This is a genomic window from Streptomyces sp. P13-3-3, assembly GCF_050571355.1.
GTDB classification, from domain to species: domain Bacteria; phylum Actinomycetota; class Actinomycetes; order Streptomycetales; family Streptomycetaceae; genus Streptomyces; species Streptomyces althioticus.
The window spans coordinates 59,930-77,273 of the sequence record NZ_CP192229.1 but is presented as its reverse complement, the minus strand read 5'-3'; the positions used below and the strand labels follow the sequence as shown (position 1 = coordinate 77,273).

Genomic DNA, 17,344 nt, shown 5'->3' with positions numbered 1-17,344 from the left:
TCTCCGCGATGGACCTCATGCCCGCCGCCCGCGCACCGACGAGCTGCTGTCCACCGTGCAGTTCATGGTGCAGACCCTCGCCGCCGCCGGTGAACTCCGGCGCGACCTCCAGCGCGAGCTGACCTACGACGGACTACGGGCCGCCGAGGCCAAGGGCAGCAAGGGCGGTCGCCGCCCGGCCATCCCGGCCGACAAGACCGACCACGTGCGCACGTCGTCGCACCTGGGCGGCCAGTCCATCCCCAGCCTCGCCCGCGAGTACGCCGTCAGCCGCGGCGCCGTCCGTACCGCCGTCGCCGACCTCCTGCCCGACTACACCGTCGTCGACCTGGACGCCCCGGCTCCGGAGCTGCTGGCCCCCTCGATCTGCCGGGCAAGGTCGCCGACTTCCTACGCGCGGCCGACCTGAAGCCCGCCGAGCGCGCCGTGCTCGACCAGGGCGTGACCGTACGGCGAGGCCAGGGCTACACCCTGCGCGTCAGCGACGCGCCCGCGATCCACCGCCAGCTTCTCGCCCGTTGTCAGCCCCTCGACGGCACACCCAACGCGCCGGCGATCCCGGCACAGCGCAAGGCCCACCGCGAGTATGAGTACCGCGTCAACCCACTCTGGTGAGTGACACCCGACCAACCTGCGGCCTGAGCTTCACTCGTCGCTACTTTGCGGCTGGTGTCTGAGCTAGGGCACCGGGGCCAACAAGCACACGACCCCCTGAGGCCTACGCCACCCCGCTTCACATGCCCGCGCGGGAGTGCTCCCCTCGGCGCCTTGGGAGACAGACGCCGCACGCGTGCGGCACACCCGCCGCCCGCCGATCCGCGACGGGCACACCGGGCGCACCAAGCCGACAGGCTCACCCGTACCCCGCCCCCCACCACCGACCACCCCGGCAACGCGACTCACGCGTCACGCGAGCCGCCGAAGGACAGGGGGCGACGGCCCAAAGGGCGTCCAACCCCTCACCCCACCGGCACTCCGCCCTCCAGGTACATCGCCCGCCCGCGTTCGCGGGCCCGCAGCGCGCGCCTCAGGCGTTCGTAGCGGACCGGGGGCAGCAAGTGGGCCGCCTCCGCCTCGGAGGCGAAGCGCCAGGCGCGGAGTTCGGGGCCGGGCAGCAGCATGCGGCCGGCGTCCTCGGAGTCGAGGCGGCCGCCGTCGAACAGCAGCCGGAGTCCGCCGAAGGCGGGTGGCGCGGGCGGCTCCCAGTCGACGACGAGGAGGGCCGGCACGTCGTCGAGCCGTATGCCGGTCTCCTCCGCGACCTCCCGCATGCCCGCCCGGGCGGGAGCCTCACCGCGTTCGACGACCCCGCCGGGGAACTCCCAGCCGGCCTTGTAGGTGGGGTCGACGAGCAGCACCCGGTCCTGCTCGTCGAAGAGCAGCACGCCCGCGGCGACGGTCTCCGCCGTCGGCTCGGGCGTCTGCACGATGTCGCAGGCGGGCACCTCCCCGCTGCCGACCGCCTCGGCGATGCGGCGGGCGGTGTCGCGCGGGCTGAGACTGCCGCTGTCGACCGGGTAGGCGTCGGCGGTGAGCCACGCGGCGAGCGCCGCCTTGAACGGTTCGATGTGGTCGTACGACCACTGCCGCACCCGCATCTCCCCGTCGGGGAGGTCCTCCGGGACCTCGCGGCCGGCTATCCGTTCCCGCAGGATCGTTTCGGCCGGGGCGAGCAGGACATGACGGACCGGTATGCGCCGGGCGGCGAGGCCGCCGAAGATCTCGTCTCGGTACTCCTGGCGCAGCAGGGTCATGGGGACCACCAGGGTCCCGCCGAGCTCGGCGAGCATCGCGGCCGCGGTGTCGATCACGAGGCGTCGCCAGATCGGGAGGTCCTGGAAGTCGCCGACCTCGGCGAGGTGCTTGGGCGGGAGCAGCCGGTCCAGTGCTCCGCCGATGACCTCGGGGTCGAAGAGCGTGCTGTTCGGGATCAGCTCGATCAGTTCGCGCGCGGTGGAGGTCTTCCCCGCACCGTACGCCCCGTTGATCCAGACGATCACGGTTCCCCCTCTTCTGTTGGCCCCCTGAGGCTTGCCCGTTCCACCCTGCCACGGAAACCAGATCGAGTTGAGAACACATGAAGGCGGCGCCGGCGCCCCGTCGTGGAGGAGGGGTGCCGGCGCCGCCTTCGACGCCGCGTGGGGCCCGTCAGGCGTTGCCGTCCCGGTCGATGTCCAGCTCCAAGGTGTTGTTCTCCCCGACCGTGCGGTCGAGGGAGTCGAGCGTGTTCTCGACGTCGAGCGTGCCGAGGGCGGGGGTCTCGGTGAGCGCGTGCGACGGGGTGACGGCCGCGACGACGAAACCGGTGGCGAGGGAGGCGATGGCGAGCATGCTGCGCTTCTTCATGCCCGGCTCAACTGTGGAACGGGCCGTTCGGTCACGGCTCGCTTCCCCGAGCGCCCGGACCTGTCTCCGGCCGGGCTCGGGGGCTCGGACGCGTCGGTGCTCGCGCCCGGACACCGCCCTGCGCACGGCCCGAGCCAGCCCCCGGCCGGACTCGACCCGGTGGCGCTCCAGCCACGCCCGGAACCACCCCGGCCCGGGCCGGCCGGACCCGTCTCCGACCCGCCTCGGTCAATCCCGGCCGGGGCCGCCTCCGACCCGCCCCTGTCAATCCCGGCCGGGGCCGCCTCCGACCCGCCCCTGTCAATCCCGGCCGGCGCCTCCTCCGACCCGCCCGGGTCGATCCCGGCCGCGCCCCTCACACCCCGGCAACCGCCGCGTCCGCCGCGTCCGTCCGCCCCATCAGCGCCGCCGCTGCCGCGCCCACGAGACCCGCGTCCGTGCCGGTCTGGGCCGGGACGACCGTGAGGCGCCGGACGAAGGACAGCGTGGCGAACTCGGTCAGCGCCTTCCGCAGCGGGGCGAACAGCACCTCGCCCGCCTTGCCCACGCCTCCGCCGATCACCGCGATGTCGATCTCGACGAGGGTCGCCGTCGCCGCGATGCCGGCGGCGAGGGCGCGGGCCGCCCGCTCGAAGGAGGCCACGGCGACCGGGTCGCCGGCGCGGGCGGCGGCGGCCACCGCGGCGGCGGAGGTGTCGCCGTCCGGGCCGGGCCGCCAGCCGTTCTCCAGCGCGCGCCGCGCGATGTGGGGACCGCTCGCGATCCTCTCCACGCAGCCGCGCGCCCCGCACGGGCACGGGTCGCCGTCGAGGTCCACGCTGATGTGGCCGATGTGTCCCGCGTTGCCGGTGGGTCCCGGGTGCAGCCGCCCGCCGAGCACCAGGCCGCCACCGACCCCCGTGGAGACGACCATGCACAGCGCGTTGTCGTGGCCGCGGGCGGCGCCCTGCCAGTGTTCGGCGGCCGTGATGGCCACCCCGTCGCCGATCAGCTCGACGGGCAGCCCGCCGACCGCGTCCCGCACCTGCGCGACCAGCGGATAGTCGCGCCACCCGGGCACGTTGACCGGGCTCACCGTGCCGGCGGAGGCGTCGACGGGTCCCGCGCTGCCGATGCCGACCGCGCTCGCGCGCTCCCAGAGGGGGGACGCGGCGAGGTCGCCGATCACCGCCCCGACGGCCGCCATGACGGTGTCGCCGTCCTCCTGCGCCGGGGTCGGCCGCTGGGCGCGGGCCAGGATCCGGCCCTCACGGTCCACCAGCGCGCCGGCGATCTTGGTGCCGCCGATGTCGAGCGCAGCCACGAGGTCGGTGTGCATCAGAGTCGGATCTCCCCGTCAACCATCGGAAACCATCAGAGAACACGCTGAGAACGGCCATGCGCGACCAGGAGGCAACACATGGAACACGGGCAACGGCCCGGTCGAGCGGTGAGGTGCGGGCCGGAGTGTGCGTCGGACAGTGTCCCCCGAGCCTGACAACGTTGTCCAGGCTCTATGCTCGACGCCACATCCTCATACAAGCCCATGGACTCACGCATCCCCGTGGCCGACAGGACAGGACACCGCATCGTGCCGGAGACGACCCGCCGCACCGACCGCTTCCCAGGGACCCGATACGGCAACCGTCCGACGATGAAGGACGTGGCCGCGCGGGCCGGGGTAGGCCTGAAGACGGTCTCGCGTGTGGTGAACGGCGAGCCGGGCGTGACGCCGGAGACCGAGCGGCGGGTGCAGGAGGCGATCGAGGCGCTCGGCTTCCGCCGCAACGACAGCGCGCGGGTGCTGCGCAAAGGGCGGACCGCCAGCATCGGCCTGGTCCTGGAGGACCTCGCTGACCCGTTCTACGGCCCGCTGAGCCGGGCCGTGGAGGAGGTGGCCCGCGCCCACGGCGCGCTGCTGATCAACGGGTCGAGCGCGGAGGACGCCGACCGTGAGCAGGAGTTGGTGCTGGCGCTGTGCGCCCGCCGGGTGGACGGCCTGGTGGTGATCCCGGCCGGCGACGACCACCGCTACCTTGAGCCGGAGATCAAGGCCGGCGTCGCCACGGTGTTCGTCGACCGTCCGGCGGGGCACATCGACGCGGACGTGGTGGTGTCGGACAACTTCGGGGGCGCGCGCGACGGCGTGCGCCATCTGATCGCGCACGGGCACCGCAGGATCGGCTTCATCGGCGACATGCCCCGCATCCACACGGCGGCCGAGCGGCTGCGGGGCTACCGCACCGCCATGGAGGACGCGGGGATACCGGTGGCGGACGCGTGGATGTCGCTGGGCGTCACGGACCCCGAGCGGGTGCGCCGGGCGGCGCGGGAGATGCTCTCCGGACCTGAGCCGGTCACCGCCATCTTCACGGGCAACAACCGGGTGACGGTCACGGTGATCCGGGTGCTGGCCGAGCACGCCCGCCCGGTCGCCCTCGTCGGTTTCGACGACATCGAGCTGGCCGATCTGCTGCAGCCCGGCGTCACGGTCGTCGCGCAGGACGCCGCCGCCCTCGGCCGGACCGCCGCCGAGCGGCTGTTCCGCCAGCTCGACGGCACGCTGATCGCCCCGGAGCGCATCGAGCTGCCGACCCGTCTGATCACCCGCGGCTCGGGCGAGCTGCCCCCGGCGGACTGAGGCGGGATCGGTGCCGACGGAGGACCGTACGCTGGCGGCGCTGGGGCTTGACGTGGTGCCGCGCGAGCATCCGCTGGAGTATCCGGGCGCCTGGCCGCGCGAGTCGGGGCTGCTCGACGGGGACCGGATGCTGCCGCTGGACCGGTGGGCGTTCGAGGACCGGGTGCCGGTGATCTCGATCGGCTCCAACGCCTGCCCCGGGCAACTGCGCCACAAGCTGACCGGCGCGGGGATCACCACACCGCTGCCCATGGTGCGGGCCCGGGTGACGGGCGTCGGCATCGGCGTCTCGGCCCACGTGAGCCTCATGGGCTACGTCTCCAACTCCCCCGTGGCGACGCCGGGGCGGGTGAGCGAGCTGTTCGTGCTCTGGCTGGACGCCCGGCAGCTCACGGTGATCGACGCGAGCGAAGGCGTTCCGCTGCCCCACGGCAACTTCCGCCGCGCGTGGCTGCCGGCGCCGGACGCGCGGGTCGAACTGCCCGACGGCAGCACGCTCCCCGGCGCGTACGCCTACGTCAACCGACGAGGCGTCCTCCACGACGGCGCCGGCGCCCCCCGCACCCACCCCGGTCAACGCCCCCTGCTGACCAACCTCCTGGCGACTCTCCCTCGCCTGCGGGACCTGTTCGGCACCACGCCGCAGGAGTTCACCGCCCGCGCGTCCGCGGACCGCGCGCTCTGTGAGAAGGGGACACGGCTGTTCGCCGAGGAGGGGCTGGTGACGACCGGCGGGCTGGAGCGGTACGTGACGCCTCCCGGCGGCGCGGAACAGGGCGCCCCGTCGGACCCGCCCCGGACTTAGCGCACCCGTGCCACCCAGGCACCCGGCCTCTCGGGGCGCGCCCGGCCCAGGAGGCGGCGCGCGAACCTGACGCCACACATCGAGGGCACCCGCTCCGGCCTGGCCCGCTACGCCGGCAAGGCGCTGCGGCACTGGCAGGCGCGGGCGGCGGCCGGTGGCGCACCCGGTCACGCTTCCTGCGGCACGACACGTCGGATATGAGCCGCGTCTGGGAGGGCAGGCTCACCGGACGTACCTGAGCGAGAGGACACAGGGACAGTGGATCGCATGCCGGACCCCGAAGTGCTCGACAACAGGGCACTGGGCCGTGCCACCCTCGCCCGCCAGCTGCTGCTGCGACGGCACGCCATGACGGCCACCGAGGCCATGGAGCACCTGGTCGGTCTCCAGGGCCAGCTGGCCAACCCGCCCTACCTGGGCCTGTGGTCGCGGCTGTCCACGTTCGCGATCACGGATCTCACCGAGCTTCTGACCAGCCGCAAGGCCGTACGCGGCGGGCTGATGCGCGGCACGCTGCACGTGGTGACGGCACGGGACTTCCTGCGGCTGCGGCCCGTCCTGCAGCCCGTGCACGACAGGGCGCAGCGCGGGTTCTTCCGGCGTGACACCGAGGGGATGGACCTCGGCGAACTGGCCGCGTTCTGCGCCTCGGTCCTCGATGAGCGGTACTCCACCAACGTGGAGCTGCGCAAAGCCCTGGCGGCGAAGTGGCCCGAGCGCAACGCCACTTCGCTGCTGCACTCGGTGCAGTACCTGCTGCCCACGGTCTACGTGCCGCCCGGCGGCACCTGGGGCACGGGCGGCTCGACCCCGCTGGCCACCGTGGACTCCTGGCTCGGCACGCCGCTGCCGGAGTCCGACGGGCCCTCTGAGATGATCCTGCGCTACCTCGCGGCGTTCGGCCCGGCCTCCGTCAAGGACATCCAGGCCTGGTCGGGACTGACACGGCTCAAGCAGCCGGTGGACGAACTGCGCCCGAAACTGGTGACGTTCCGCTCGGCGGAGTCCGGCGTCGAGCTGTTCGACCTGCCCGATGCGCCGCGTCCCGACGCCGGCACGCCCGCGCCGGTGCGGTTCCTGCCCGAGTTCGACAATCTCCTGGTGGCCCACGCCGACCGCACCCGGGTGATCAGCGACGAGCACCGGGCGATCACCAACACCCGCAACGGAGGCGTCGCGGCCACCGTGCTCGTGGACGGCAAGGTCGCGGGCCGCTGGCGCCTGGTGCGCGCCAAGAAGGCGGTGACGCTGGAGATCGAGCCGTTCGCGCCGTTCGCCGCGTCCGACAGGAAGCAGGTGCTCGCCGAGGGCGAGGCGCTGCTGGCCTTCGCCGGAGAGGACGCGGAGGAGCGGAACGTACGTTTCGTGTGACGGCGGGACGCACGGCGGCAGGGCATACGGCGGCGGGCGCCCGGAGAGGATCTCTCCGGGCGCCCGCCGCCCCTGTGCGCCGTCCGCGCCCGTTCAGTCCCGCAGACGCAGCGTCGCCAGGTAGTGCACCGCCGACTTCTCCACCGACTTCAGCTCCCACCGGGTGCCTTCGAGGATCCGGTCCAGGTCCGACGGCGGGATCATCGCGTACTCGAACCAGTCGCTCGCCAGGAGCCGGTCGCGCAGCCGGATACGGACGAACCCCTCGGGGCGGCCGCGCTCGCTGTTCCACTGCTCGTAGCTGAGCCGGTCGGGCGGCGTGGGGACGTCGAGGCCGTCGCCGAACAGCAGCGCGCCGGGAGCGGCCACCTCGGCGAGCGCGTCGAGGATCGCGCGGGCCCGCTCCGGAGTGCCGAGCAGACCGGTGCCGTTGCCGAGCAGCAGGAACGAGTCGAAGCGGCCGATGCCCTCCGGCAGACCCGTGAACTCGGCCTGAATCGCGTCGAGTCCACGTCGAGGACTTCGTGCCCGGACTGCGGGAGCGCCAGACCGTGGCGTCCGGCGCTGCAGCCTACGTCGAGGACCCGGCCGTGAGCGCGCTCGACCGCCCACTGTTCCGTCTGCGGCCACTGCTCCTGCGGCTCGAAGTACTTGCCGGCGTCCTACGCGATGATGAAGCCGTCGTCGCGCCCCACCACCTCGAAGGCCAGGTCGCGGCCGCCGCCCTCCCAGCAGCGGCGGAGCACGGCGCCGAACGGGTCGCCGAGTACGGGCTCGTGGCCGGGGGCACCTGCGGCGCCGTTGCGCTCAGGGGCGCAGTTCCGGGGTGAACTCGAGGACCGCCACCGTCCAGACGTGTCCCGCGCCCACGCCGTACGCGAGCAGCAGGGTGCCACCGAGCTCCGCGAGGACCGGCCCCCGGAGACAGGCGCGGCGTCATCCGCCACACCGGAAGCGCAGGTGCCGGCCATGGAAGAGGGGACCGCCCCCCACGCCCTCCGTACCGGCGGAGCCGAACAGCTACGCCCGGTTCGTCGCCGGTTCCGCCGGCGCGTGGTCGGGCTCGTACCGCAGCAGATCTCCCGGTTGGCACTCCAGTACTTCGCACAGTGCGGCGAGCGTCGTGAAGCGGACCGCCTTCGCCCGGCCGTTCTTCAGGACGGCCAGGTTCGCCGGGGTGATGCCGACGCGTTCGGCGAGTTCGCCCACGGACATCTTGCGCCGGGCGAGCATCACGTCGATGTCGACGGCGATCGGCATCAGATCACCTCGGCCAGCTCGGCCCGCATCCGGGAGGCCTCCAGCTCCCGCGCCACGGCCTGGGCCAGCAGCATCCGCAGGACCAGCACGACGAGCGCGATGCCCCCGACGGCCAGGCCGACCCCGCCGACCAGGAGCACGACGCCGGGCGCGACGGCCTCCCCGGGCGCCAGCAGCGCGCCGAGCGTGAAGACCAGCAGGGCCGCGGCGACGAACGCGCCGATCACGATGTGGACGTAGCGGAAGGCGGCGTAGGAGAAGACCGTGCCGCGGCGAGCCATGGTCACCAGCCGCCAGACGCAGATCAGCACGGTCTGTGCGGCCAGCACGATGAGCACGACGACGGCCAGGAGCGGGGTCCGCACGTAGGCGTACCGCTCGTCCAGCCCGTCGAGGTCGCTCGCCAGCAGCGGCACCATCAGCGTCTGCACCGCCAGGGAGCCCGCCAGCAGCGCCGCGATCACCGCGCGCAGCGCGAGCACGGTTACCTGTCCCATCGCCACTCCTCCACTCGAAGCACGATGGGAATCTATCGATTTTCGATAGCCCGCGCAATTCCGGGCGGCCGGTCCGTCACTGGGCCGAGACGGTCAGGCCTCCTCGCCGGGGTGAGGCGAAACCCTCCAGCCCGTCGCGGTCCAAGCCGCTATCCCGCGCCACCTCCGCCTCGTCCAGGGCGCCGCAGTCCAGGCCGCGCAGCAGATACCCCGCGAGAGCCTTCGCCGTGGCCGGCTCGTCCATCACGTCCCCGCCGGACTGTTCTGCGTACCGCCGGAGACGGGCGGCGGCCGTCGCGAAGCCCTCCCGGTAGAAGGCGAAGACGGCGGCGTAGCGGGTGGGGAGGTGGCCGGGGTGCATGTCCCAGCCCTGGTAGTAGGCGCGGGCGAGGGCGCGGCGGACGAGACCGTGGTGGAGGCGCCAGGCGGCGTGGACCTGCTCCGTGGGGCCGACCGGCAGCACGTTGGTGGAGCCGTCGGAGAGGCGGACCCCCGTGCCGGCGGCGGCGACCTGCATGACGGCCTTGGCGTGGTCGGCGGCGGGGTGGTCGGAGGACTGGTGCGCGGCCGAGACGCCGAGGCAGGCGCTGTAGTCGAAGGTGCCGTAGTGCAGTCCGGTGGCGCGGCCGTCGGCGGCCTGGATCATGCGGGCGACGGTGGCGGTTCCGTCGGCGGCCAGGATGGACTGGCTGGTCTCGATCTGGATCTCGAAGCCGATGCGGCCGGGTGCGAGGCCCCAGGTCTTCTCGAAGGCGTCGAGCAGCCTCGCCATGGCGGTGACCTGCTCGGCGTAGGTGACCTTGGGGAGGGTGAGGACGAGGCCGTCGGGCAGTCCGCCGGCCCGCATCAGGCCGGTGAGGAAGATGTCGAGGGTGCGGATGCCGCGGTCGCGGACGGCCGCCTCCATGCACTTCATGCGGATGCCGGCCCAGGGGGCCGCGGTGGCCGGTGTGCCGTGCGCGGCGGCCTCGGCGACCAGCCGTGCGGCGCGGGCGGCGGTCTCGTCCTCCTCGGCGTCGGGGCGGTGACCGTAGCCGTCCTCGAAGTCGACGCGCAGGTCCTCGACCGGTTCGCGCTCCAGCTTGGCGCGGACCCGGGCGTACACGTCCTCGGCGAGGGCGCCGTCCATCCCGAGGACGGCGCCGAACGAGGCCGCGTCGGGCGCGTGGTCGTCCAGCGCCGCGAGGGCCTGGTCGCCCCACTCGCGCACGGTGTCCGCGGTGAACCGGTCGCCGGGGACGTACACGGTGTGGACGGGCTGACGGGTTCCCGGGTCCCCGGGGTACAGGCGCTCCAGTGCGGCGTCGACCGGTGCGAGGGAGGCGCCGATCTCCTCGGCGACGGCGCCCGCCAGACTCGTCGGCACCCGCTCCTGCTGCCCTTGGCCCATGCCACCCTCCCAGACGTCCGCGATCCGGAACCCGGCACCGCGTTTCCGCGACGCCATTTCAACAATTCGTTGAAGGACGGTATCCGCCGGTCTCCACGACGGTCAACACCGTCCTACGGGCCGGTCCGGCCCGCCAGCGGGCCCGGCGGAACGCGACGAGGCCCCCGCGACCGGTGCGGTCGCGGGGGCCTCGGACGGTTCCGGAGGTGATCAGCCCTTGCGGGTCTTGATCTCCTCGGTCAGCTGCGGGACGACGTCGAACAGGTCGCCGACGACACCGAAGTCGACGAGCTCGAAGATCGGAGCCTCGGCGTCCTTGTTGACGGCCACGATGGTCTTCGAGGTCTGCATGCCGGCGCGGTGCTGGATCGCGCCGGAGATGCCGTTGGCGATGTACAGCTGCGGCGAGACCGACTTGCCGGTCTGGCCGACCTGGTTGGTGTGCGGGTACCAGCCGGCGTCGACGGCGGCACGCGAGGCGCCGACGGCCGCGCCGAGCGAGTCGGCGAGGGCCTCGATGATCGAGAAGTTCTCCGCGCCGTTGACTCCGCGGCCGCCGGAGACGACGATCGCGGCCTCGGTGAGCTCCGGACGGCCGGTCGACTCACGCGGCGTGCGGCCGGTGACCTTGGTGCCGGTCGCCTGCTCGGAGAACGTGACGCTCAGGGACTCGACCGCGCCGGCGGCCGGGGCGGCCTCCACGGCGGCCGAGTTCGGCTTGACCGTGATGACCGGGGTGCCCTTGGAGACACGGGACTTGGTGGTGTAGCTCGCGGCGAACACCGACTGGGTGGCCACCGGGCCCTCGTCGCCGGCCTCGAGGTCGACGGCGTCGGTGATGATGCCGGAGCCGAGACGCAGCGCCAGGCGGGCGGCGATCTCCTTGCCCTCGGCGGAGGACGAGACCAGCACGGCGGCCGGGGAGACGGCCTGGTGGGCGGCCTGGAGGGCGTCGACCTTCGGCACGACCAGGTAGTCGGCGTACTCGGCGGCCTCGTGGGTGAGGACCTTGATAGCGCCGTGCTCGGCGAGCGTGGCGACGGTGTCGCCGGCGCCGTTGCCCAGCGCCACGGCGACCGGCTCGCCGACGCGGCGGGCGAGGGTCAGCAGCTCCAGGGTCGGCTTGCGGACGGCGCCGTCCACGTGGTCGACGTAGACGAGAACTTCAGCCATGGGACTTCTTCTCTCCTGCTTGCGAAGTATGAGGGGCGGGAAGCGAGCCGTGCCTTGCGGCTCAGATGAACTTCTGGCTCGCGAGGAACTCGGCGAGCTGCTTGCCGCCCTCGCCCTCGTCCTTGACGATCGTGCCCGCGGTACGGGCCGGGCGCTCGGACGCCGACTCCACCGTGGTGTAGGCGTTCTCCAGGCCGACCTCGTCCTCGTCGATGTCGAGGTCGGAGAGGTCCCAGGACTCCACCGGCTTCTTCTTGGCCGCCATGATGCCCTTGAAGGACGGGTAGCGGGCCTCGCCCGACTGGTCGGTGACCGACACGACCGCGGGGAGGGAGGCCTCGAGCTGCTCGGAGGCGGCGTCGCCGTCGCGGCGGCCGGTGACCTTGCCGTCCTCGACGTTCACCTCGGACAGGAGCGTCACCTGCGGCACGCCGAGGCGCTCCGCGAGCAGTGCCGGGACGACGCCCATGGTGCCGTCGGTGGAGGCCATGCCGGAGACGACCAGGTCGTAACCCGCCTTCTCGACGGCCTTGGCCAGCACCAGGGAGGTACCGATGGCGTCCGTGCCGTGCAGGTCGTCGTCCTCGACGTGGATGGCCTTGTCGGCGCCCATGGACAGCGCCTTGCGCAGCGCGTCCTTGGCGTCCTCGGGACCCACGGTCAGGACGGTGACCTCCACGTCGTCGTCCGAGTTCTCCGCGATCTGCAGCGCCTGCTCGACCGCGTACTCGTCCAGCTCGGAGAGCAGACCGTCCACGTCGTCACGGTCGACGGTCAGGTCATCGGCGAAGTGCCGGTCGCCAGTGGCGTCGGGCACGTACTTCACAGTGACAACGATCCTCAAGCTCACGCCGGCTCTCCTACTGCATCGTCATTTCTGGCTGCCTGCCTGCAGGCAGCATAGGCGCCTCAAGCGGGCGGTCCCGGTCGGGGCGACCCACGCTCCGACCGAAATATTACTCGTCAGTACACTCAGTTCCTGCCCGCTAAGCAAGCGCTTTGAACTGTGACCTTCGCAACGCAGCGTAACCGGAACTCCTCCGGCCCGCGACCGGCGTCCCCACGTCTCAGTCGGGCAGTCCGCCGAAGCGTCCCTGGTGGTAGACGAGGGGGCGGCCGTGGCCCGTGGGGTCCCCGAGCAGCACCTCGGCCACCACGATCCGGTGGTCGCCCGCGGGCACCCGCGCCGCCACCCGGCACACCATCCACGCCGGCACGTCGTCGAGCACCGGCACACCCTCCGGCCCCTCCCGCCACGCCGTGCCCGGACCGAAACGGTCGGCGCCGCGGCGCGCGAAGGTCTCCGCGAGGTCCTGCTGGTGCTCGCCCAGCAGATGCACGCCGACATGGTCGGTCTCCGCCATCGCGGGCCAGCTGGAACCGCCCGTGGACACGCCGAACGACAGCATCGGCGGCTCCGCGGACACGGAGGCGAGGGAGGTGGCGGTGAAGCCGACCGGACCGGAACGGCCGCGCGCCGTGACCACCGCGACCCCCGCCGGGTGCCGGCGGAAGACGGAGCGCAGCAGGTCGGGCGAGGCGGGCCGGGCGGCGCCGAGGTCGGACGTTGCCGTCATGAAGAAATCCTTCTGGGAGGGGTCACGAGCGGGTGTGCGGCTGCTCACCGGCCCGGCCGCGTCCCGTGCGGGAGGACGCGGGCGTCGGCCGGGAGGGGGCCGGGTACCCGACGGCGGCGAGGGAGTCCCGACGATCCCGACCACTTGTTGTCAGGCTGACGACAACGAGCACGCAGCGTCAAGCGGGCCCCCGCGGATGGGAGATGTCTCACCATGATCGCGACGGCCGTCACAGCGCGGCGCCCAGGGCGGCGATCACGTCGGCCTTGCGCGGCTGTCCGGCCGCGCGCCGCACGACCCGGCCGGCCGCGTCGAGCACCAGCACGGTCGGGGTGCTCTCGACGCCCAGCCGCCGTACGAGATCCAGGCGGGCCTCGGCGTCGATCTCGACGTGGGCCACGCCGGGGACCATGGCCGCCACGTCGCCCAGCACGCGGCGGGTGGCCCGGCAGGGCGCGCAGAAGGCGCTGGAGAACTGCACCAGCGTGGCGCGTTCACCCAATTCCGCGCCGAGTTCGGCCGCGAGACCCGGCCCCGCTCCGCCGTCGCCGCCGGACCGTCCCGTGTCGTCACTGCCTCGCACTCGCCGCTCCCGCCCTGGGTGTCACGTCCAACCGTCTCCAGCGTCCCAGGCGCCGCGAAGATTCCCGCCCGCACCGCAAAACCCGAGGTCGACCGGCGGAACGTGACGAGAATCTCCGCCACGGACCGGCACCGGGGCTGGTTCACCGGCCGTTCTTGGGGCAGCATCAGCGACAGGCCGTAAACCTACGGCTGCGTAACTTCGACTGGGAGAGCCCCTTCCCAGGCAGAGAAGGAAGGGTTCCGACCCGCCCATGGCAGAACTTGTCTACCGGCCCGTGATCGGCTTCGCCCGCACCCTGTTCAAGGCGTGGGACCTCAAGATCGATTGCCAGGGTTCGGAGAACATCCCGCGCTCGGGCGGCGCCGTGCTGGTGAGCAACCACATCAGCTATCTCGACTTCGTGTTCAACGGACTGGCGGCGCTTCCGCAGAAGCGGCTCGTCCGCTTCATGGCCAAGGAGTCGGTGTTCCGGCACCGCGTCTCCGGCCCGCTGATGCGCGGCATGAAGCACATCCCGGTCGACCGCACGCAGGGCGAGGCCGCGTACGAGCACGCGCTGCGTTCGCTGCGGTCCGGTGAGATCGTGGGCGTCTTCCCCGAGGCGACGATCTCCCAGTCGTTCACCTTGAAGAGCTTCAAGTCCGGTGCCGCGCGCATGGCCCAGGAGGCGGGCGTCCCGCTGATCCCGATGGCCGTATGGGGTACGCAGCGGCTGTGGACCAAGGGCCACCCGCGCAACTTCAAGCGCAGCCACACCCCGATCACCATCCGCGTCGGCGAGGCCATCGAGGCGTCCAAGGACAAGTACGCCGGCGCGATCACCCGCCAGCTCCGCGAGCGGGTGCAGGAGCTGCTGGAGGCGGCGCAGCGGGCGTACCCGGTGCGGCCGAAGGACGCGCAGGACACCTGGTGGATGCCGGCCCACCTCGGCGGCACGGCCCCCACCCCGGAGCAGGTCCGCGAGGCAGAGGCCCGCTGAGACTCCCGCCCAGGTCCCGGGCAGCGTGCACAGCACGCACCCGGGACCTTGCTGCGTTCTCCGGAGGAACCACCCACCCCAGGGTCGCGGGGAACTGCGCGATCAGCCCCACAATGCCGCACGCACCGCACCGCAGAGGAACCACCCACCTCCCAGGGGCGCGGGGAACTGCGCGACCAACCCCCACAACGCCGCACCCGCCACGCGACGGCACCTGACGACCTCACCCCCAGGGCGCCCAGGTTCATGACCGGAGGTCAGAGCGCGGTCGGCAGCGTCCGCCACAGGTGGGCCCGGTCGGTGGCGTCGCGGAGGGCGCGTAGGACGGCCGGGGGCGGGGTGGCGTACAGGACCGGGTGGTCCGTCTCGCCCTTCGACGGGTCGGGGGTGAACGCCAGCCGCTCGCCGTCGAGGGAGAAGCGCGCGTCCACGCCGGGCTTGTTGCCCCGCGGGTCCTGGCGATGCCACGCGCCGTGGAAGCGCACGGCGACCAGTCCGTGCACCACTCCGAGACGCTGGTAGCAGAGCGCGGCAGGGATGTCCTCGGCGCGCAGCAGCGCGGCCAGGGCGTGGGCCTTGGCGTAACAGATGCCCGTGCCCTGCTCCAGTACGTCGGAGGCGCGCCAGGTGACGCGGGGGTCGTCGGCGTCCTGGGAGTGCGTGACCCGGTCACGGACGTACTCGAAAGCCGCCCGCGCATACTCATACGAGTCGTGCACATCGGCGGCCACGCGTGCGGACACCTCCCGGACCAGCGGGTGATGGTGGTCGATCACCTCGTCGGCGGCCAAGTAGGCGGAGAGGTCCCGGTTTTCCTGGATCAGCTGCATGGCGCCGGAGCATAGGTATGCGACCGGCCGAGAGTCAATGACTTTTCAGTCGATCGCATACCTATGCACACTGGGGGAGTCAGCGTGTCAGCGGGCCATCTCCTCCTTGAGGGCGGCCACGAACCGGTCCACGTCGTCCTCGGTGGTGTCGTAGGCGCACATCCAGCGGACGTCGCCCGCGGCCTCGTCCCAGAAGTAGAAGCGGAACCGCTTCTGCAGCCGCTCGCTCACGCCGTGCGGGAGCCGCGCGAACACGGCGTTGGACTGGACCGGGTAGAGGATCTCCACGCCGTGCACCGCGCGCACGCCCTCGGCGAGGCGCTGGGCCATCTCGTTGGCGTGCCGCGCGTTGCGCAGCCACAGGTCACGGGCGAGCAGGGCTTCCAGCTGCACGGACACGAAGCGCATCTTGGAGGCGAGCTGCATGGACAGCTTGCGCAGGTGCTTCATGTGCTTGATCCCGTCCGGGTCCAGCACCACGACCGCCTCGCCGAACAGCGCGCCGTTCTTGGTGCCGCCCAGCGAGAGCAGGTCGACGCCCACCGCGTTGGTGAAGGTGCGCAGCGGCACGTCCAGCGTGGCGGCCGCGTTGGCCAGCCGGGAGCCGTCGACGTGCACCTTCATGCCGTGCGCGTGCGCGTGCTCGCAGATCGCGCGGATCTCGTCCGGGGTGTACACCGTGCCCAGCTCGGTCGACTGGGCTATGGAGACGACCTGGGGCATGGCCCGGTGCTCGTCGTCCCAGCCGTACGCCTCCCGGTCGATGAGCTCCGGGGTGAGCTTGCCGTCCGGGGTGGGCACGGTGAGCAGCTTGATGCCGCCGACCCGCTCCGGGGCGCCGCCCTCGTCCACGTTGATGTGGGCGCTCTCCGCGCAGATCACCGCGCCCCAGCGGTCGGTGACCGCCTGGAGCGCCACCACGTTGGCGCCGGTGCCGTTGAAGACCGGGAAGGCCTCGGCGGTGGGCCCGAAGTGGCTGCGGATCACCTGCTGGAGGTTCTCGGTGTACGCGTCCTCGCCGTAGGCGACCTGGTGCCCGCCGTTGGCCAGGGCCAGGGCGGCGAGCACCTCCGGGTGGGCGCCCGCGTAGTTGTCGCTGGCGAAACCGCGGACCTCCGGGTCGTGATGACGACGCGCGTCGGTCCGCGGCGGGTTCACGGCTTCTCGGTCAGCCACAGACGTTTTCCGTTCACTTCCGCGGCGGGCTTGTCCCAGACGTCGACGATGGACTCGGCCAGGTCCTTGACGTCCGTGAAGCCCGCGAACTTCGCGTTGGGGCGGTCCGCGCGCATCGCGTCGTGCACCAACGCCTTCACCACCAGGATGGCAGCAGCCGAGGTCGGCCCCTGCTCGCCCCCGGCCTTGCGGAAGTAGTCGGCCATGGCCAGCGTCCACGCCTCGGCGGCGGCCTTGCCGGCCGCGTACGCGGCGTTGCCGGCGGTCGGCTTCGTCGCGCCGGCCGCGCTGATCAGGACGTACCGGCCGCGGTCGCTGCGCTGGAGCGCCTCGTGGAAGGCGAGCGTGGTGTGCTGCACGGTGCGCACCAGCAGCAGTTCCAGGAAGTCCCAGTCGTCCAGGCTGGTCTTGGTGAACGTCTCGCTGCCGCGCCACCCGCCGACGAGGTGGACCAGGCCGTCGACGCGGCCGAACTCCTTCTCCGTGCGGGCGGCCCAGTCGCGGGTCGACTCCAGGTCGAGCAGGTCGACCGTCTCACCGGTGACCGTGGCGCCTCCGTGCGCGTACCGCGCGGCGTCCACGGCCGCCGCGAGCCGCTCCGGGTCGTTGTCCGAGCCGACGACGGTGGCCCCCGCCTCGGCCAGCCTGAGCAGGGCCGCGCGTCCCGCCGGCCCGCCCGCGCCGGCCACCGCGATCACCGCGCCTTCGAGCGCCCCGTTCCCCATGGTTCTCGC

General features: G+C 72.6%; 21 protein-coding genes. 7 read left to right on the top strand and 14 right to left on the bottom strand.

The window, feature by feature from the left end; genetic code table 11:
- Nucleotides 1–64 precede the first annotated feature (64 nt).
- The gene (locus ACQZOG_RS26680; protein ID WP_286159908.1) at nucleotides 65–409 is read left to right on the top strand and encodes a hypothetical protein; all 345 of its coding nucleotides are present in this window, start codon (nucleotides 65–67) and stop codon (nucleotides 407–409) included.
- Between the two features lie 32 nt (nucleotides 410–441).
- Nucleotides 442–615, top strand: coding sequence for a hypothetical protein (locus ACQZOG_RS26675; protein WP_286159909.1), 174 nt, complete (start codon nucleotides 442–444; stop codon nucleotides 613–615).
- Nucleotides 616–959: 344 nt separating this feature from the next.
- Here the strand turns inward: ACQZOG_RS26675 and ACQZOG_RS26670 are convergent, their stop codons facing one another.
- The 3 genes from ACQZOG_RS26670 to ACQZOG_RS26660 form a co-directional block, all read right to left on the bottom strand.
- The gene (locus tag ACQZOG_RS26670; RefSeq protein WP_033277679.1) at nucleotides 960–2,000 is read right to left on the bottom strand and encodes an NUDIX hydrolase; all 1,041 of its coding nucleotides are present in this window, start codon (nucleotides 1,998–2,000) and stop codon (nucleotides 960–962) included.
- Nucleotides 2,001–2,148: 148 nt separating this feature from the next.
- Nucleotides 2,149–2,346: a hypothetical protein gene (locus ACQZOG_RS26665; RefSeq protein ID WP_033277680.1), complete on the bottom strand. Its 198-nt coding sequence runs from the start codon at nucleotides 2,344–2,346 to the stop codon at nucleotides 2,149–2,151.
- Nucleotides 2,347–2,701: 355 nt separating this feature from the next.
- Nucleotides 2,702–3,664: an ROK family protein gene (locus ACQZOG_RS26660; protein ID WP_033277681.1), complete on the bottom strand. Its 963-nt coding sequence runs from the start codon at nucleotides 3,662–3,664 to the stop codon at nucleotides 2,702–2,704.
- A gap of 207 nt (nucleotides 3,665–3,871) precedes the next feature.
- Here ACQZOG_RS26660 and ACQZOG_RS26655 point away from each other — a divergent pair, with 207 nt between their 5' ends.
- From ACQZOG_RS26655 to ACQZOG_RS26645, 3 genes are all read left to right on the top strand, one after another.
- A complete protein-coding gene (locus ACQZOG_RS26655) occupies nucleotides 3,872–4,966 on the top strand; it encodes a LacI family DNA-binding transcriptional regulator (RefSeq protein ID WP_193455990.1) in 1,095 nt (364 codons plus the stop codon).
- A gap of 10 nt (nucleotides 4,967–4,976) precedes the next feature.
- Nucleotides 4,977–5,771 carry a hypothetical protein gene (locus tag ACQZOG_RS26650; protein ID WP_193467247.1) on the top strand — a complete coding sequence of 265 codons (795 nt, stop codon included), beginning with the start codon at nucleotides 4,977–4,979 and terminating at the stop codon, nucleotides 5,769–5,771.
- 267 nt (nucleotides 5,772–6,038) lie between these two features.
- A complete protein-coding gene (locus ACQZOG_RS26645; RefSeq protein WP_430741900.1) occupies nucleotides 6,039–7,142 on the top strand; it encodes a winged helix DNA-binding domain-containing protein in 1,104 nt (367 codons plus the stop codon).
- 93 nt (nucleotides 7,143–7,235) lie between these two features.
- Here ACQZOG_RS26645 and ACQZOG_RS26640 read toward each other — a convergent pair whose 3' ends face one another.
- Entirely contained in the window at nucleotides 7,236–7,511 is a 276-nt protein-coding gene (locus ACQZOG_RS26640) for a hypothetical protein (RefSeq protein ID WP_430741899.1), read from the bottom strand.
- A gap of 221 nt (nucleotides 7,512–7,732) precedes the next feature.
- Here ACQZOG_RS26640 and ACQZOG_RS26635 point away from each other — a divergent pair, with 221 nt between their 5' ends.
- Nucleotides 7,733–7,972, top strand: coding sequence for a hypothetical protein (locus tag ACQZOG_RS26635; protein ID WP_193467249.1), 240 nt, complete (start codon nucleotides 7,733–7,735; stop codon nucleotides 7,970–7,972).
- 190 nt (nucleotides 7,973–8,162) lie between these two features.
- Here the strand turns inward: ACQZOG_RS26635 and ACQZOG_RS26630 are convergent, their stop codons facing one another.
- The 7 genes from ACQZOG_RS26630 to ACQZOG_RS26600 all read right to left on the bottom strand — a co-directional run bounded on the left by ACQZOG_RS26630 (nucleotide 8,163) and on the right by ACQZOG_RS26600 (nucleotide 13,622).
- Nucleotides 8,163–8,402, bottom strand: coding sequence for a helix-turn-helix domain-containing protein (locus ACQZOG_RS26630; RefSeq protein ID WP_193467250.1), 240 nt, complete (start codon nucleotides 8,400–8,402; stop codon nucleotides 8,163–8,165).
- Complete coding sequence (locus tag ACQZOG_RS26625; protein ID WP_033277889.1) at nucleotides 8,402–8,899, bottom strand: DUF2975 domain-containing protein; 498 nt, start codon at nucleotides 8,897–8,899, stop codon at nucleotides 8,402–8,404. Before ACQZOG_RS26625 ends, ACQZOG_RS26630 begins: the two co-directional genes overlap by 1 nt.
- A 76-nt stretch (nucleotides 8,900–8,975) precedes the next feature.
- Nucleotides 8,976–10,289 carry a DUF6986 family protein gene (locus ACQZOG_RS26620; protein WP_193456753.1) on the bottom strand — a complete coding sequence of 438 codons (1,314 nt, stop codon included), beginning with the start codon at nucleotides 10,287–10,289 and terminating at the stop codon, nucleotides 8,976–8,978.
- Nucleotides 10,290–10,499: 210 nt separating this feature from the next.
- The gene (locus ACQZOG_RS26615; protein ID WP_037638254.1) at nucleotides 10,500–11,462 is read right to left on the bottom strand and encodes an electron transfer flavoprotein subunit alpha/FixB family protein; all 963 of its coding nucleotides are present in this window, start codon (nucleotides 11,460–11,462) and stop codon (nucleotides 10,500–10,502) included.
- A 61-nt stretch (nucleotides 11,463–11,523) separates the two neighbouring features.
- Nucleotides 11,524–12,312, bottom strand: coding sequence for an electron transfer flavoprotein subunit beta/FixA family protein (locus ACQZOG_RS26610; RefSeq protein ID WP_033277892.1), 789 nt, complete (start codon nucleotides 12,310–12,312; stop codon nucleotides 11,524–11,526).
- Between the two features lie 217 nt (nucleotides 12,313–12,529).
- Complete coding sequence (locus tag ACQZOG_RS26605; protein WP_033277893.1) at nucleotides 12,530–13,039, bottom strand: flavin reductase family protein; 510 nt, start codon at nucleotides 13,037–13,039, stop codon at nucleotides 12,530–12,532.
- Between the two features lie 229 nt (nucleotides 13,040–13,268).
- On the bottom strand, nucleotides 13,269–13,622 hold the full coding sequence (locus tag ACQZOG_RS26600; RefSeq protein ID WP_033277894.1) for a TlpA family protein disulfide reductase: 354 nt from the start codon (nucleotides 13,620–13,622) through the stop codon (nucleotides 13,269–13,271).
- 253 nt (nucleotides 13,623–13,875) lie between these two features.
- On the opposite strand from ACQZOG_RS26600, the gene ACQZOG_RS26595 reads away from it, so the two are divergent.
- Entirely contained in the window at nucleotides 13,876–14,604 is a 729-nt protein-coding gene (locus tag ACQZOG_RS26595; protein ID WP_033277895.1) for a lysophospholipid acyltransferase family protein, read from the top strand.
- Nucleotides 14,605–14,861: 257 nt separating this feature from the next.
- Here the strand turns inward: ACQZOG_RS26595 and ACQZOG_RS26590 are convergent, their stop codons facing one another.
- From ACQZOG_RS26590 to ACQZOG_RS26580, 3 genes are all read right to left on the bottom strand, one after another.
- Nucleotides 14,862–15,434: a transglutaminase domain-containing protein gene (locus ACQZOG_RS26590; protein ID WP_058915609.1), complete on the bottom strand. Its 573-nt coding sequence runs from the start codon at nucleotides 15,432–15,434 to the stop codon at nucleotides 14,862–14,864.
- Nucleotides 15,435–15,521: 87 nt separating this feature from the next.
- Nucleotides 15,522–16,592, bottom strand: a complete 1,071-nt coding sequence (locus ACQZOG_RS26585) for a threonine aldolase family protein (RefSeq protein WP_033277897.1) — start codon at nucleotides 16,590–16,592, stop codon at nucleotides 15,522–15,524.
- The gene (locus ACQZOG_RS26580; RefSeq protein WP_033277898.1) at nucleotides 16,589–17,335 is read right to left on the bottom strand and encodes an SDR family NAD(P)-dependent oxidoreductase; all 747 of its coding nucleotides are present in this window, start codon (nucleotides 17,333–17,335) and stop codon (nucleotides 16,589–16,591) included. Before ACQZOG_RS26580 ends, ACQZOG_RS26585 begins: the two co-directional genes overlap by 4 nt.
- Nucleotides 17,336–17,344: the final 9 nt, after the last annotated feature.